The sequence below is a fragment of the Nostoc foliaceum FACHB-393 genome (assembly GCF_014698505.1).
Classification (GTDB): Bacteria; Cyanobacteriota; Cyanobacteriia; order Cyanobacteriales; family Nostocaceae; genus Nostoc; species Nostoc foliaceum_A.
Map to the genome: position 1 here is coordinate 1 of NZ_JACJTD010000075.1, position 14880 is coordinate 14880.

At 42.4% G+C, this 14880-nt stretch carries 16 protein-coding genes; 2 read left to right on the forward strand and 14 right to left on the reverse strand.

Annotation, left to right across the window (positions count from 1 at the left end; translation table 11 throughout):
• Window positions 1-292: 292 nt before the first annotated feature.
• From H6G92_RS33050 to H6G92_RS33095, 11 genes are all read right to left on the reverse strand, one after another.
• Entirely contained in the window at window positions 293-1936 is a 1644-nt protein-coding gene (locus H6G92_RS33050) for an acetolactate synthase large subunit (protein WP_190900368.1), read from the reverse strand.
• 116 nt (window positions 1937-2052) lie between these two features.
• Complete coding sequence (locus H6G92_RS33055; protein ID WP_190900370.1) at window positions 2053-3420, reverse strand: NAD-dependent succinate-semialdehyde dehydrogenase; 1368 nt, start codon at window positions 3418-3420, stop codon at window positions 2053-2055.
• Window positions 3421-3635: 215 nt separating this feature from the next.
• Entirely contained in the window at window positions 3636-5276 is a 1641-nt protein-coding gene (locus H6G92_RS33060) for an adenylate/guanylate cyclase domain-containing protein (protein ID WP_190900372.1), read from the reverse strand.
• A gap of 255 nt (window positions 5277-5531) precedes the next feature.
• Window positions 5532-6413, reverse strand: a complete 882-nt coding sequence (gene ylqF, locus H6G92_RS33065) for a ribosome biogenesis GTPase YlqF (RefSeq protein ID WP_190900375.1) — start codon at window positions 6411-6413, stop codon at window positions 5532-5534.
• A gap of 31 nt (window positions 6414-6444) precedes the next feature.
• Window positions 6445-6828, reverse strand: a complete 384-nt coding sequence (locus H6G92_RS33070; protein WP_190900377.1) for a VOC family protein — start codon at window positions 6826-6828, stop codon at window positions 6445-6447.
• 15 nt (window positions 6829-6843) lie between these two features.
• Entirely contained in the window at window positions 6844-8262 is a 1419-nt protein-coding gene (locus tag H6G92_RS33075; protein ID WP_190900379.1) for a DUF3370 domain-containing protein, read from the reverse strand.
• 168 nt (window positions 8263-8430) lie between these two features.
• Complete coding sequence (locus H6G92_RS33080; RefSeq protein ID WP_190900381.1) at window positions 8431-9744, reverse strand: hypothetical protein; 1314 nt, start codon at window positions 9742-9744, stop codon at window positions 8431-8433.
• Between the two features lie 81 nt (window positions 9745-9825).
• The gene (locus tag H6G92_RS40570) at window positions 9826-9951 is read right to left on the reverse strand and encodes a hypothetical protein (protein ID WP_277926811.1); all 126 of its coding nucleotides are present in this window, start codon (window positions 9949-9951) and stop codon (window positions 9826-9828) included.
• 223 nt (window positions 9952-10174) lie between these two features.
• A complete protein-coding gene (locus H6G92_RS33085; RefSeq protein ID WP_190900383.1) occupies window positions 10175-10546 on the reverse strand; it encodes a hypothetical protein in 372 nt (123 codons plus the stop codon).
• Window positions 10547-10916: 370 nt separating this feature from the next.
• Window positions 10917-11108, reverse strand: a complete 192-nt coding sequence (locus H6G92_RS33090) for a hypothetical protein (protein ID WP_313890027.1) — start codon at window positions 11106-11108, stop codon at window positions 10917-10919.
• Window positions 11078-11266, reverse strand: coding sequence for a hypothetical protein (locus H6G92_RS33095; RefSeq protein WP_190900385.1), 189 nt, complete (start codon window positions 11264-11266; stop codon window positions 11078-11080). The genes H6G92_RS33090 and H6G92_RS33095 overlap by 31 nt, the downstream gene beginning before the upstream one ends.
• Before the next feature lie 206 nt (window positions 11267-11472).
• On the opposite strand from H6G92_RS33095, the gene H6G92_RS33100 reads away from it, so the two are divergent.
• Window positions 11473-11670 carry an NblA/ycf18 family protein gene (locus H6G92_RS33100; RefSeq protein WP_190900387.1) on the forward strand — a complete coding sequence of 66 codons (198 nt, stop codon included), beginning with the start codon at window positions 11473-11475 and terminating at the stop codon, window positions 11668-11670.
• A gap of 17 nt (window positions 11671-11687) precedes the next feature.
• Here H6G92_RS33100 and H6G92_RS40575 read toward each other — a convergent pair whose 3' ends face one another.
• The 3 genes from H6G92_RS40575 to H6G92_RS40585 all read right to left on the reverse strand — a co-directional run bounded on the left by H6G92_RS40575 (window position 11688) and on the right by H6G92_RS40585 (window position 12378).
• Window positions 11688-11819: a hypothetical protein gene (locus tag H6G92_RS40575; protein ID WP_277926812.1), complete on the reverse strand. Its 132-nt coding sequence runs from the start codon at window positions 11817-11819 to the stop codon at window positions 11688-11690.
• 119 nt (window positions 11820-11938) lie between these two features.
• Window positions 11939-12151, reverse strand: coding sequence for a DUF3854 domain-containing protein (locus H6G92_RS40580; RefSeq protein ID WP_277926813.1), 213 nt, complete (start codon window positions 12149-12151; stop codon window positions 11939-11941).
• An 8-nt stretch (window positions 12152-12159) separates the two neighbouring features.
• A complete protein-coding gene (locus H6G92_RS40585; RefSeq protein ID WP_277926814.1) occupies window positions 12160-12378 on the reverse strand; it encodes a DUF3854 domain-containing protein in 219 nt (72 codons plus the stop codon).
• A gap of 784 nt (window positions 12379-13162) precedes the next feature.
• Here H6G92_RS40585 and H6G92_RS33110 point away from each other — a divergent pair.
• Window positions 13163-14878 (forward strand): Mu transposase C-terminal domain-containing protein, encoded by a 1716-nt coding sequence (locus tag H6G92_RS33110; RefSeq protein ID WP_190900389.1) that lies wholly within the window; start codon window positions 13163-13165, stop codon window positions 14876-14878.
• Window positions 14879-14880: the final 2 nt, after the last annotated feature.

Sequence of the window (14880 nt, forward strand, 5' to 3'; positions counted from 1 at the left end):
AGGGTGCGTTAGCGACAGCGTAACGCACCAAAGCCTTAAGAATGGTGCGTTACGCTGTCGCTAACGCACCCTACAAATACTTAGATTTTTTCAGAAATCAAATATGATTCCTATAGATTTGTTAATTTAGCTGTTTCTTCTTTAAACTGCTGTTCTAATTGAAATTTATTTGTTGTCCCAGTCTCAATCAGTAAGGCAAGTCTTATTTGGCTGACTTTTTTGTGCTGGATATTCCACGCTTCGTAAAAATTAAAAAGGAGTTAGGAATAAATAACTCCTAACTCCTAACTTTTTACACCGCGCAACTCAACTCGCCGGCTTTTTGACTAAAGCGGTGATTCTCCCGATAATCTACGGGACAATCTATCACCGCAGGTACATCTTGAGCGAGGGCTTCTTTCAAAGTGGGAATCAAATCTAAAGCCGATTCAACTCGGTAGCCTTTCAAACCCATACTTTCGGCATATTTAACAAAATCAGGATTGCTAAAATGCACAAAAGATGAGTTTCCTTTGCCAAAGTGATTTTCTTGCTTCCACTCAATTAATCCATAGCCACCATCATTGAAAATTATGGTGACAAAGGGCGTACCTACACGCAAGGCTGTTTCTAATTCCTGAGAATTCATCATAAAGCCGCCATCGCCTGTTACAGCAACGACTTTGCGGTTAGGATGAACAAGTTTTGCTGCTAAAGCGCCAGGAATGGCAATACCCATAGCCGCGAAGCCGTTGGAAATTATGCAAGTATTGGGGCTATGGCAATGATAATGGCGGGCCATCCACATTTTATGTGCGCCAACATCTGAGATGACGATATCATCTGGGCCCATAACTTGCCGTAAGTCATAAATTAATTTTTGCGGCTTAATTGGAAATCCATCATCATGGGCGTACTGTTCATAATCAGCCCGAATCTCTGACTTTAAGCTAATAGCAAAGGGATCAGGTTTACCTTGTCGGTCAGCTAATTTTAAGATTTCATAGAGGGAATCTGAAATATCTCCGACAACTTCGGCGTTGGGAATATAACTACTATCAATTTCCGCCGGGCTTACCCCAATATGCACAATGGGAATTTCACCATTACGATTCCATTTTTTGGGGGAAAACTCAATCAAATCATAGCCGATCGCAATTACTAAATCTGTGTTATCAAAGCCACAGGTAATGAAGTCTCTTTGCTGTAATCCCACTGACCACAAAGCTAATTGATGTGTGTAGGGAATCACGCCTTTACCCATGAAGGTATTGGCAACAGGTATATTCAGCAATGTGGCAAATTGCGTTACGGCATCACTTGCTTGAGCGCGAATTGCCCCATTTCCTACTAAGATTAAGGGGTTAACTGCTTGACAAATTGCGGCTGCTGCTGCCCGAATGCTAGCAAAAGATGCATAGGTTTTTTCGCTATTATCTTTACGCAAAGGTTTGCCTTCGACGGGCATGGCAGCAATATTTTCTGGCAAATCGATGTGAACTGCACCAGGTTTTTCCGATTGCGATCGCTTAAATGCTTTCCGCACTACTTCTGGTGTAATACTAGGTCGCACAATCTGCTTATTCCACTTGGTAACAGGTGCAAACATTGCCACCAAATCTAAATATTGATGAGATTCTATGTGCATTCTATCTGTTCCAACCTGACCGGTAATAGCCACTAAGGGCGCACCATCGAGGTTCGCATCTGCTACCCCAGTCATCAAGTTGGTTGCTCCAGGCCCAAGAGTAGAAAGACACACTCCGGCTTTTCCTGTTAAGCGTCCGTAGACATCGGCCATGAATGCTGCACCCTGTTCATGACGAGTCGTAATAAATTTTATGGAAGAATGTTTTAATGCTTCCAAAACGTGCAGGTTTTCTTCGCCAGGGAGTCCAAAAATATATTGCACTCCTTCATTTTCTAGGCACTGCACCAATAATTCTGCTGTATTCATTTTATTTCCTAACTATTGACGAATAAGACTTTAGTCATTAGTAATCTTTTCTTTGTCATTAGTCATTAGTTCTTTGACAAATGACTAATGACCAATGACTAATGACTAATCACTAATCACTTCACCCACACGGTTTTAACATTGACAAACTCATGTATACCCTGGATACTCAATTCTCTGCCATATCCAGAACGCTTAATGCCACCAAAGGGCAATCGGGGATCAGATTTGACCATACTGTTGATAAATACGGCACCTGCTTCGATTTCCTCAACCAAGCGATCGCTCTCTTGGTCGTTGGTTGTCCAAGCACTTGCACCTAAGCCAAAGGGTGAGTCATTAGCGAGTTTTATGGCAGCATCGATATCTGGAACCCGGAATAACAAGGCTACTGGGCCAAAAAATTCTTCTTTTGCAATTGGTGTGTCAGACGGGATATCTATGATAATCGTTGGCGGATAAAAGTTCCCTGGACGATCTGATAAAGGATGTCCACCGGTGAGGACTTTACCACCGCTGCTGATGGCATTTTGCACTTGTTGATCTAAATCCTGGAGAATACCAGGTGTAGCCAGTGGGCCTAAATCGGTATCTGGTTGCATGGGATCGCCTACTTTCAGCGTCTCAAATTTTTCTAAAAGTAATTTTTCAAATTTGTCTGCGATCGCTTCTGCGACAATAAAACGTTTTGCTGCAATACATGATTGCCCGTTATTCAACATTCGTGCTGTAGTAGCTGTGACAACTGCTGTCTCTAAGTCAGCACTTTCTAACACAATAAATGGGTCACTTCCTCCCAATTCCAAGACGGTTTTTTTAATTTGTTTGCCGGCGGCGACGGCGAGGGATGCGCCTGCTGGTTCGCTTCCTGTCAATGTGGCAGCTTTTACTCGTTCATCAGCCATTAAATCGGCGACTTTAGCAGCGCCTATCAATAGAGTTTGAAACGCACCTTCAGGAAAACCCGCTCGTCGGATAATATCTTCAATTGCCAAGGCACACTGCGGCACGTTGGAAGCATGTTTGAGTAAGCCGACATTTCCCGCCATCAAAGCTGGTGCGGCAAAACGGAACACTTGCCAGAAGGGGAAATTCCACGGCATCACTGCGAGAATTGCACCCATTGGTTGATAGCGAACAAAACTATGGCTGGCATCCGTTTTTACAGAAACATCAGCCAGAAAACCAGGGGCGTGTTCGGCATAGTAGCGACAGACGACGGCGCATTTTTCTACTTCTGCGATCGCTGCTTTAAATGGCTTACCCATTTCCAGAGTCATCAACTTAGCAAATTCTGCTTTGTCTTGCTCTAAAATATCAGCAGCCTTTTGCAGCCAGTGCGATCGCGTCAAAAAACTAGTCTGACGATACTTTTCAAAAGCCTGATTAGCCAAATTGAGTTTAGCGGTAATCTCTGCATCATTGAGCGCCTCAAAGGTTTTGAGCGTCTCCCCAGTGGCGGGATTAATGGTAGCGATAGCCATTACCTGACCTCCCGTTAAAAAATAGCTTGAGGTAGGCTTCCTAGTGTTACACAGATCAATTCTGGAAGCTACCACCCAAATTTTAGTCTTTTCACCAAGAATTAGTTGCTTAAATTACAATTTCGCAATTATTTTTGAAATAAAATATACTAATTAACTATGTATTTCTATAGAGAGATTAGTCATTTGTCATTCCAATACCTAATGACCAATGACTAATGACCAATAATTGTTGGCACTTGCTGCAAATTTGTCTTATAAACCTTTACCAATCGATCAATACCTTTGAAACGATAATCTCCCATCTCCTCAAAGTCTGAAGGCAGTGAAAGCATTTTATGAGTGGCTTCACTAATCACGCATTCACTAGGGGGGCAAACTGCTTCCATACGAGCAGCAAGATTGATCGTCGCGCCTAATGCCGTATAATCGACTCTTTGGGAACTACCAACATCTCCCACAACAGCCTTACCGCTATTAATAGCAATACGTAATTGCAGAGGTTCGTGCCAAAAACCATTGGCATTAAGATGTTCCAGACGAGTGAGCATTCCCTTTGCAGCAGCAACAGCGCGATCGGCGTGATCTGCTTGCGGTTCTGGAGCGCCAAAAAATGCCATAATACAATCGCCAATATATTTATCTAAAGTGCCGCCGTAGGTAAACACCTCTTTTAGCATCTCTTCAAATAAATTATTTAACAGTTGAGCGATCGCAGTTGGGGTTAACCGTTCAGAAATTGCTGTAAAGCCAACCAAATCTGCAAACAAAATACTAATTTCGCTCTCGGCAGGAGCTAAACGACCACCCGGTAATCCGCCTACAGATATCAACTGCTGTACGACTGCTGGAGAATGATAGCGTTCTAGTCGGTGACGAATCATCTCTTCAGTTTTGAGTTTCTCTACCAGCAACCAACGCTGGACGCTAGAAGCTACAAGGTTTGCTAAAGCTGAAAAAAAGCTGAGTTCTTCTTCGCCTTCATTTGCCCAATGGTAGGAAGAAAGATTGGCATCGGCATATAGTACGCCCACAACTTTATTTTCATCCCATAAAGGCACCGCCATCGCGCTACGAATGCCTTTGACCAAAATACTCTGTTCACTAGAAAACCGTTCATCCTGATGGGTATCGGCGGTTTGAATGACAACTTTTTCGTCAAATACCTTTTGACAGATACTGCGACTAATCCAACTTCCATCTGAGGCGAGATGTTTTTGTTGAGAAACGTTTCTAGTGGCAGCATTTACTAATTCTAATTGGCCGCAACCATTAACATCAATTAATAATGCCAAGCGATCAATACTATCAAGGTAACGAAAAACCACTTGCTGCACCTGAGAAAAAATCTCTTCTATAGACGCGGCTGCACAGAGATTTTTAGCTATATCCACTAAGTCTTTGAGACGGGCAATGGTTTTATCCTTATTACTGATGTTGCCATCTTTGCTATCAGCTGCGATCCATTGCTGTTGTAATTGCTTGACATTGTGAAGGATTGTTCTTTGCTCATTATTTTCCGAAGTTCCGGAATACTCCGGTGTCGATTCGGAAACAGGGCTTGTGAGCAGCACTAACAGGCTTACATTGCCCAGCCAAACGCTATCACCGTGATGTAACTCTTGGGGACAGCTAATCAGATATTTATTTACTTGCGTCCCGTTTTTGCTGCCTAGATCCTCAATAGTCCACACACCGTCAGCCGTTTTCACCAAGCGGGCATGGTTGCGGGATACTCCAGCAAAAGGTAAGTATAAGTTACATTCCGGCAAACGACCAATTGTGAAGATATCTTGGTCAACTGCGATCGTTGTCTCGGTATCTCCCTCTTGTAGGCGTAGCGTGAGTTCAGTCATGAGCGTGATAGATCCATCGAAGCTAGAGGTGCAAGCAACTCTAAGGTAAGTTATACCCTACAGGTTAACCTTCACCTTTTCTTTATGACACTGTTAACTGCATTCCGACAACTGTATGTGACGGATATTACATTGAAATAGGCAATTTTGCTGTAGGTTCAGTTTAGAGGGGGTTTGGATCTCTTTGTAAAGGGAAGCCAGGAATTTTTCAATTTTGTGAGCCAGCGCGGTGAGTTCAGCTTCTGTCACCCTTATTTAATTAGGAGGTAATTCTAAACTTAATTCACCCAACAACCCCTTGCGAAAATCTGTTAAAAGTTGCCTTGCAGCTCGCTCTATATCACCTTTGTAACGATGCTCCGCCAAGGCGTGCAAATAGGTATCTCCAGTGTCTGGTGTCGAATCGAGTTGGTAACGGGACTGTAATGGTTTTTTTGGTAATAAATCTGCGGCTACAGCTTCCAAATAATTGAGTAAATCCACTAGGGCTGCTGCTACTAGTTGGTTATCGTAAGATGCTTCACCGATATCATCACAAATAGCTAATTTCAAAGCTGCATCTTGATCTTCCAATCTTAAAGGGATGACACCAGGAGCATCTAGCAATTCCAAATGTTCAGAAATTCGCACCCAGCGCAGTTGGCGAGTTACCCCAGGACGGGCTGCACTTTCCACTACTCGCCGTCCCAACAGGCGGTTAATCAAAGCTGATTTACCGACATTGGGAAAACCAATCACCACTGCCCGCACTGGACGGGGTAACATTCCGCGATCGCTTCTTCTTTGATTGAGTTCTACTCCAGCAGCTTGCGCTGCCCGCGCCACTTCTGCTATACCTTTACCATGTTGAGCGTTGGTAAAATAAGGGACTTCTCCCTGGCGTTTAAACCAATCTATCCACAGCGATCGCATTTGCGGCGTAATCATATCTACTCGGTTAAGTATCAACACCCGTGCCTTACCCTCTACCCACTCACCTATTTGGGGATGGTGAGTCGCTAAGGGAATCCGGGCATCTCGTACCTCAAACACCACATCTACGCGTTTAAGCTGTTCTTTGAGCTTCCTTTCAGCTTTAGCAATGTGACCTGGATACCATTGAATCAGGTTTAATCTATAGTTTTGAGTTATAGCCATAATTAATTACCAAATAAATTATTATCACTTATTAATTATCATTCACTGGGGCTTGATGTAAAATCAGGCGATTGCCATCAGTGTCATAGGCATAAATTTCTCTGCCGTGGGAAGCAATGGAAATGTCTCCTGGTGGAGGATAGCCCAAAGTAGTTAGGTGAGCGATCGCATCTTCTAAGTTACTCACCTCTAAACACAAACTTATCTTACTTTTGGCAATCGCTTCAAATTCCGATTCGTTTGTGTTCTTCGGTTTAAAAATACCTAATCGCAAACTAACCAAATTAAACTCAGCATATACATTTGGAATCAAAAGAACTGGCTTTTGCTCCAGAAATCTGGTATAAAAACTCACTAACTCCTCAAAATTAACTGATGCTATGGTGACAAATGCGTTAGTGTACTGGAAAACCATATAAGCCTTAAGTTATTACTTTTCTAAAGTTTTTACACTCAGCACTTGCGGTGGTGTCGAATCTGGTGGATAAATCACATCTACCTGTACTATCCGCTTAGTTGAAGGTGGAAGTACAACCTGCACCAATGGTTCTAACACTTGACCAGTTCTGTGCCATAGATGTATGTAGCGCGTCTTTTGTTGACCTTGGTCATCGAAATAGCGTAGCCGCACTGTACCACGGAAGAAAGGAAAATCTAGGGATGGTTTGCGGAAACGCAGACCACCTTGGGATAATTTATCTTCCTTTAAAGGTGTTTCTAAAGTAACAGCTACGGTCTGGTTTTGACTGGTATTGTTACTTAAGGGTAAAGTGAGTTTATATTCCACCCCATAATTGCCATGTGCTTCATAAGCCGTATCTGGATAACGTACCAGCATTTTGGCCGTTTGGATTTGTTGAGTGCCCAATCGACCACTGAGCAATGTATCTAAAGCATAAGAAATAGCTTTGCCACGCTGGGGAATAGTCAGATTTGTGGTTTGGGGATTATCCACCAACTTTGCTTTCCACTGCGAACCACTAGACACACCAGCTACACGCCCATAAATCAGTGCGCCACTAGTAGCATTTAGAGGAGTAGGGGTTTTATCTCGCGGCCCAGCGAAGTTCCCGGTATTTAGTAAAGCTTGCCATTCTGCAAGAGTGGGTGGGCGGTCTGTATTATCAGTATTTTTCTTAGCAAACATTGCTAGACTTGCCGCATAAACTTGATTGTTACTACGCAGCCGCATAAAACTAGAGCGACCATTTACCGGCTTTTCTAGATTCCGTACAGGAATTGGATGATTTAACAACATCCGGCTTTGCCCTGGCGGAATTATCAGCTTTGCGGGAAAATCTGCTTGTCGAACACCTCGGAGTACATCAGCAACAGCGCGAGCACCTGGCCCTGAGTAAGCCTTACCATCGTTATTTTCTATGTAGGGGGGTAAGGTGACAAAGGGCGCATCCTGCATTAGATAACTCGCTGCTTGCAATACATCTACTGTTACAGGTTTTTTACCAGGGTTATGTACGATTACGCCTAAATATAGTGTTTGTAAATCCTTGGGAGTGTGGGTGTAGTGGTGGGCAAATAAGTCAAAGCGTCCCTGAAAGGGAAAATTGAGGTGCGCTGCTGGAACTTTTTTACCGTTTGTAGGAAAGGTAGAAAGTAAAATACCCTCAGTTTTAATCCATTCTGGGCTATTGCTGTTAAAAACGGGTATTTTATCCAAGTTTCCTGGTAAAGGTCGAACTTCTCCTGGTTGCACAATTTCTTGGGGTGCTGGCTTCGGCGAAGTTTGAGCGATCGCTGAATTATCTTTTTGAGTTGTGCATCCGAAGGTTTGAGTTATGGCAAGTCCTAATAGAAATGTAAATACAGGTGATGGGAATTTAGCTAGCATAAATTTGAGCGTCAAGAAAGCTGTGGTGTCAAAGATAACAACTTATTACTACAAGTTCCTTGAAGCAGATTTCTGAGAATGCGTAGGCATAGCCCCACCCTTAGCGCTGAATTAGTACTGCAAGAAATATATACTTTTTATGAGTGCAGTACTTAACTTAGAAGCACATTAACGATCAGTTTCAGACAGCTTCAGATTTTCCATAATCGTCTTTAAATGAGGTTCAAACTGCTCGAGGCTGGCAAGCTGTTTGAATGTATTACTTTTTGCCGCTGGCTCGTAGCCTGTAGTAATAATGTACAAATTCCCATTAAATGCCATATAGTTCACATACTTTTCGCGCACCTGCCCTAAGCGGTCTATACTCTTAAAGCCATACTTTAACCCTGGCAAATCACCAATTTTGACTTCTTCTGGTTGTTGCACCTGAACTTTGTAGGTTGTGCCATAAGTCGAAGTACGTTCTTTTGTAATCGTTTGGTAGTAATCTGCGATTACAGCTTTTAATGCAGTCAGTGCCTTAGCTTTATCATTAGGATTGCTATAGGTGAATAGCCCTGGGACTAACCCAAGTTGTTCAAATTGGGTTTGCAGAATGGGATAGTCAGTATACGTCCGGCGTTGAAGTTCGACGCTTCCCACATCAAGTTTGTTGCGATAGACGCACAGTAAAGAATTTTGATAATGGCAAGGGCTGACATTCCATCCCGCAGGAGAAGAGGTTTTACCTAGAACCGACAGCCACGGATTACCTAATTCTGTTTGAGTATCGTACAGAGGGGTACCATCACTCGCTATTACTACATAGCGATATTGATGAAACGCAGTTCCTAAATAAGGCTTGAGTTGGGTAACACCATCAGCATTGCGAACTGTAACTTCAAAGTAGCCCCCTTCTGGCACCCAACCAATCCACCAGCCTTGGTTGTATTTGTCATAGCCAACTGTTTCCCAAAACTTGAAGCGCGCTCTACGCTCATCTTCCGGATGTATACTCTGGTTAACTTTGCGCCAAGTCGGTTGCCCCCAATTACGTAAAGCATCGCGTAACATCGGCAGTGGCATTGCTACCGGAGGGCGATTGAGATACCAACCATAGCGATCGCGCTCAGTCTTCAAGTAAGTACGAGTACAGCCATCATATTGCGCCGAAACCAGCCGTTCATCAGCTGCGTAAACTTCGTAGGTTGAACCGTCTAATTCTAAAGTATTGAGAACTTGTTGTTTCTCGATTCCCGTTAAACGATCAAAATCTGGAGTCAAGGTGATGCGGCGATTTGTAATCGTATCTAAAATCTTTTTTCCAAAGAATTGATTGGGATCATTTTTGAGTTGGTTTGCACGTTGCTGTACTTCAGGGTTCACTTGTTCTGGCGGACGACCAAAACGTAGACAGTTTGCCTGGGCTGGATGTGTCCCAATCCCTACATAAGCAGCGAGTAAGACAACTGGAAACAAAGAGTTCAGTATGTGCTTACGCATTTTGAGCTTCAGGATATATTTCACAAAAATTTTTTGAGGGACTATGATTATTGGTTTCCGAGAGTGACAAAACAGGGTTAATCACTCCCACAACAATACGCAGGGTAAGTCATTGTTAGCTAAACGTAACAACTCATAGCCATCAACTTTACCCATATTGCCACAGCAAAGGTGATCTACAGCTTCTAAGCCAAAGTTAAGCAACATATTAAGCTTACGTGTAACTTGATATAGGAATCATATTTGATTTCTGAAAAAATCTAAGTATTTGTAGGGTGTGTTAGGCGTAAGCCGTAACGCACCAAAGCCTTAAGAATGGTGCGTTACGCTGTCGCTAACGCACCCTACGTATCTTTTCAAAAATCAAATACTAGTCCTATAGATGAGCTTGGTACCTCAGCCCATCCTACGGTACTTGAGTGCAAACATCTTATTTCTGTTTGCAGGTTGCGGTAAGTTCTACATTGTAGAAAGTCCCTGGTTTGGGATTAATTGAACGCAACTCCTGGATAAAAGCATTAAATCTTGCATTGCTTGTGCCGAAGCCAGCTTCAGCACAAGCAGATAAACCTCCTTCGATGGGAATAGGAGATCCGGCCTTGGGACTATATACAATGAATTTATCGACGGTACTAGTGCCGACTGCAAACCCGATAATTTGGCGAATTGTTCGCAAAGCGGCATTATCTAAAGAACCACCAATACTGCCAATACTGATATTAACCGCACGACTTTCAGCCACAGCGGGCGCACTAATCGACAATACTGCCCCGACAATCATCAAACAGGTGAATTTCTTCATTTTCCTCTCCTCCAAAAAATTGAAAAACTAATAATTAGGTTTCGACATGGATGAAGTAGATCAGAGATGCTAGCCATGTAAGCTTTTCAGACACGCTTGTGTGTAAACGGCAAAATCTGTGAACCCATACCATGATTCTAAAAATCCCTACATCTTTTCGTAAAATGTGCTTAAAAACCTTAATTTTTCGTTGTCAGTTCTCGATAAGCTTAAGCTTTGTGACACAAATATTATTAGTGAGATAGGTTCTAGACAGAGAGTGGCCGCCTGTATTAGATGGTGTTCTCTGCTATTGTGATTTGAATTTAAAGATAAATAGGGGATAAATAGGGGAGATAATTGCAATTACAGAAAAAAGTTTCAGCACCGATTAATTTGGTGGGATCACCCTTATGTGAGAATTCTGTAAACAGTCAGCTAAAAGGCTTTCTACATCTATCCTGACGAGATGTTCTGTAGGTAAATGTCGTCCAGGTTCAGACTTTAGACGATGTAATGCAGATGTACCGTAAACATCTGGAATGTGAGGAATTAGAGTACCCCCACAGGCGACGATGAGAATTTGTAAACCCCGGCAAAGAGTAAATTTGTCATATTCAGATTCTCAAACTCCAGCATCACGCCGCGACGCTCACCACTCTTGCCCAAAGTATTGCCCATCTCCTCCAACAGCGATCGCCAGCCGCAAGCAGAGGCTAAAAATGCTTTTAAAAACCTCAAAGTAGGAAAATTGAGAACTTAGGTTTTTACTTGGGTTGCCACAATGGAGTGATATCAAGGTTTTCAGCAGTATATACGGCATTTCTAACCTACGCCGGTACGGTTTACACCCCTTTGATTTTTGTAAAGCTATCGTAACATTTATTTATATAAAGCAATATTTGCTTAACTTAGCAAACTCAAATAAAAGAGTAGGTAATACAGCGATGAATCAACCCATTGAATTATCTTTAGAACAAGAATTTAGCCTGAGAACATTTGCAGACCAAGTGCAGCAGATGTCCCGTGAACAAGCTCAAGAGTTCTTGCTGATGCTCTATAAGCAGATGATAGTTAGGGAAGCGACTTACCAAGAATTGCTCAAACATCGGTGGGAAGTTGATTCAGGTTCAATGTTAGGCTAAAACAAACCTTGCTCCCGTTACTTTAAGCGACGGACAATACAACGAACACAAAATTGTTTTTTCAAGGGCAAGGCAATAGAGATTATTTGCTCCAAACTGGAAAACTGCTCATCAGAAGAAGCGATCGCCTGACATTCACTAGCGTACAATTGCTCACTTGCCGCTTTAACGGAATCGATGGTTTTGTGTGATCGCTGGCGGGTAAGTCAACAAGGTAAACAGATTGATTTCCCGCAACTCCTGTGCAACGGCAGTGTTGTAGAGCGCGTCAAATGCTGGCTGATCCTTGGCAACGATATAAATTATCAACTCCTTTTTCTGGTACTAAAGGTAAATCTATCACTCGCAGCGAACAACCCTCATTTACCAGCAGCCGTCCCATGCGACTGATAGCGGTTCTGACTCGCTGGACTGTCTCAGGTTTGTTGTCCTGGTCAAAGCAGATGTTAACCTGTCTCCCCTGTGTTGCAAAATGTTTCAAGTCGGGAATCAGAGATGGTTTACCGATTGGATAAGCAGGGGAGCAGGGAGCATGGGAGAGAGATTTTCCCCTCTGCCCCCCCGCACCCTGCCCCTTGTCCTCTTCCTGGGGGTACGGTATCCTGCGTTTACTCCCGGAATTGCGATCGCTGCATAACCCGCAGTCAATAATGCCCCCGCTTTCTTGACTCCTTCGACAATTGTGACTGGGACATTATGCTGTGCCAGAAACCACCGGGATGCCGCTACGGTTGGAAACTTTTACCCAGATGCGATTCGGCACTAAGAGGAAGAAAACGCGTGTTTCTTCTCTATACTATTAATTTATTAAGAGTCCCGTTTCCTTTGGATTCCCTAGCAAGCATAAAAAGTTGGATGAAAATATACTGAAGTATGTAAAGTATGCAACTTTTTACACCTAAAGTACATACCTATAGATATAGGTGATAGCACTCTAACGCAGAGACAGCACCACCATAAAATAAACCTGACGCACAAAATTTTAAAAAAGTCAAGTTTTGTATAAATTATATTAAAAATTTTCTAGCAAGTTTTTAGGAATTATCAGAGACAGGTTTTATAAATGAGTTGTAAGCAAAAATTATATTACCAAGTCTAACCTATAATTTTTATCTATTCTACCTATCCGTTGCAATTCTGTCTGATAGGGTAGATTGGTTTTATCCCGTGAGAGAAAATGACCTCTCGATTTTGTCGTTAGTCTTGTAAAGGTAATGTACATTAACTAATTATTTGTCAATTTAACAAAATATTGTCACAGCGTTCTAAATACCTAAAACCCTGACATAACAATGATTATATCAGGGTTTTTCCTATTTAGGACAGTTATACTTATCCAAGCCAGTCTTCACTAATTAGATGTCAAATACCAGATATTTAACAATTTAATTGTCAATATCCGGAAACCTGGCAAAGTGATGACTTTTCATAAATTAACAAATTATTTGTCACTTTAATAGTATAATACAACTATGTTTTAATCAAACACTGTATGGAAAAAGCAGAATCTTCTACAACCTCTACGACTTGGGCAAGCTCCGCAGATGTTAATAGCGATCTTGCTGAAGCAAACGTTATAGTTTCTAAACTTTCGGATGAAGCAAAATTGAAAATGGAGGTGATTCAAAGTCTTTTAGAAAATAGCGATCGCACTACATATACTCAAAAGCTCAAAGAAGCAGCAGAAAAGCTTGGTAAGTCAGTACGTACAGTGCGACGGCTAGTAGAGAAATGGGAACAGGAAGGTTTGGCTGGACTGGCGCAAAATCAACGGGTGGATAAAGGGAAGCATCGAGTTGATGAAAACTGGCAAGAGTTTATTTTGAAGACCTATAAGGAGGGTAATAAGGGAAGTAAAAGGATGACTCGCCAGCAGGTATTTATCAAAGCTAAGGCTAGAGCTGATGAACTAGGAGTTAAGCCTCCTTCCCATATGACGGTTTACCGTATTTTGCAACCATTAATAGATAAAATTGAGCAAGCTAAAAGTATTCGCAGTCCGGGTTGGCGTGGTTCGCGGCTATCAGTTAAAACTCGTGATGGAAAAGACTTACAAATAGAACACAGTAACCAAGTTTGGCAATGCGACCATACCCTTGTTGATGTTTTATTAATAGACCAGCATGGCAAAATTCTAAGTCGTCCTTGGTTAACAACGGTTATTGATAGCTATTCGCGCTGCATTATGGGGATTAACTTGGGCTACGATGCACCAAGTTCTCAAGTTGTAGCTTTGGCGTTACGTCATGCAATTTTGCCCAAGCAATATGGTTCAGAATATGGGCTTAATGAAGAATGGGGTACTTCTGGTTTGCCGCAACACTTTTATACGGATGGGGGTAAAGATTTTCGTTCCAACCATTTACAGCAAATAGGGGTGCAGTTAGGGTTTGTTTGTCATTTACGCGATCGCCCATCTGAAGGTGGTAGTGTTGAGCGTCCGTTTAAAACTCTAAATACAGAATTATTCTCAACTTTACAAGGATATACAGGTTCAAACGTTCAAGAGCGACCAGAGGAAGCGGAGAAAGAAGCTTGCTTAACGTTGCGGCAGTTAGAGCAAATGTTGGTGCGTTACATCGTTGATAACTATAACCAGCGACTTGATGCTCGAATGGGCGACCAGACAAGATTTCAACGCTGGGAATCTGGTTTAATTGCAGCACCCGATTTACTTTCCGAGAGGGATTTGGATATTTGCTTAATGAAGCAAACACGGCGACAAATTCAACGCGGGGGATATCTGCAATTTGAAAACTTGATGTATCGAGGTGAACTCTTGGCGGGTTATGCAGGGGAAAGTGTTGTGTTGCGATATGACCCCAGAGACATCACAACGATTTTGGTTTATCGCATAGAAGGGGATAAAGAGATATTTCTTGCTCGTGCTTATGCCCAAGATTTGGAGACAGAAGAACTATCTCTAGATGAAGCAAAAGCTAGCAGCCGTAAGGTCAGAGAAGCGGGTAAAGCTGTGAGTAATCGCTCAATTTTGGCAGAAGTTCGGGAACGCGAAACATTCCAAACTCAAAAGAAAACCAAAAAAGAGCGTCAGAAAGTAGAACAGGCTGAGGTCAAAAAATCTAAACAACTTATACCTGTTGAGCCAGAGTCATCAGTAGAGGCAGTATCCATTGATAGCGAACCTGAGCCAGAGATGCCGGAAGTTTTTGATTACGAACAAATGCGTGAAGATTACGGATTTTAGAA

What these genes read in the sequence shown, in the direction of transcription:
- H6G92_RS33050 (WP_190900368.1), bottom strand. Translation starts at nt 1,936, where the DNA reads ATGAATACAGCAGAATTATTGGTGCAGTGCCTAGAAAATGAAGGAGTG.
- H6G92_RS33055 (WP_190900370.1), bottom strand. Translation starts at nt 3,420, where the DNA reads ATGGCTATCGCTACCATTAATCCCGCCACTGGGGAGACGCTCAAAACC.
- H6G92_RS33060 (WP_190900372.1), bottom strand. Translation starts at nt 5,276, where the DNA reads ATGACTGAACTCACGCTACGCCTACAAGAGGGAGATACCGAGACAACG.
- ylqF (WP_190900375.1), bottom strand. Translation starts at nt 6,413, where the DNA reads ATGGCTATAACTCAAAACTATAGATTAAACCTGATTCAATGGTATCCA.
- H6G92_RS33070 (WP_190900377.1), bottom strand. Translation starts at nt 6,828, where the DNA reads ATGGTTTTCCAGTACACTAACGCATTTGTCACCATAGCATCAGTTAAT.
- H6G92_RS33075 (WP_190900379.1), bottom strand. Translation starts at nt 8,262, where the DNA reads ATGCTAGCTAAATTCCCATCACCTGTATTTACATTTCTATTAGGACTT.
- H6G92_RS33080 (WP_190900381.1), bottom strand. Translation starts at nt 9,744, where the DNA reads ATGCGTAAGCACATACTGAACTCTTTGTTTCCAGTTGTCTTACTCGCT.
- H6G92_RS40570 (WP_277926811.1), bottom strand. Translation starts at nt 9,951, where the DNA reads ATGTTGCTTAACTTTGGCTTAGAAGCTGTAGATCACCTTTGCTGTGGC.
- H6G92_RS33085 (WP_190900383.1), bottom strand. Translation starts at nt 10,546, where the DNA reads ATGAAGAAATTCACCTGTTTGATGATTGTCGGGGCAGTATTGTCGATT.
- H6G92_RS33100 (WP_190900387.1), top strand. Translation starts at nt 11,473, where the DNA reads ATGAATCAACCCATTGAATTATCTTTAGAACAAGAATTTAGCCTGAGA.
- H6G92_RS33110 (WP_190900389.1), top strand. Translation starts at nt 13,163, where the DNA reads ATGGAAAAAGCAGAATCTTCTACAACCTCTACGACTTGGGCAAGCTCC.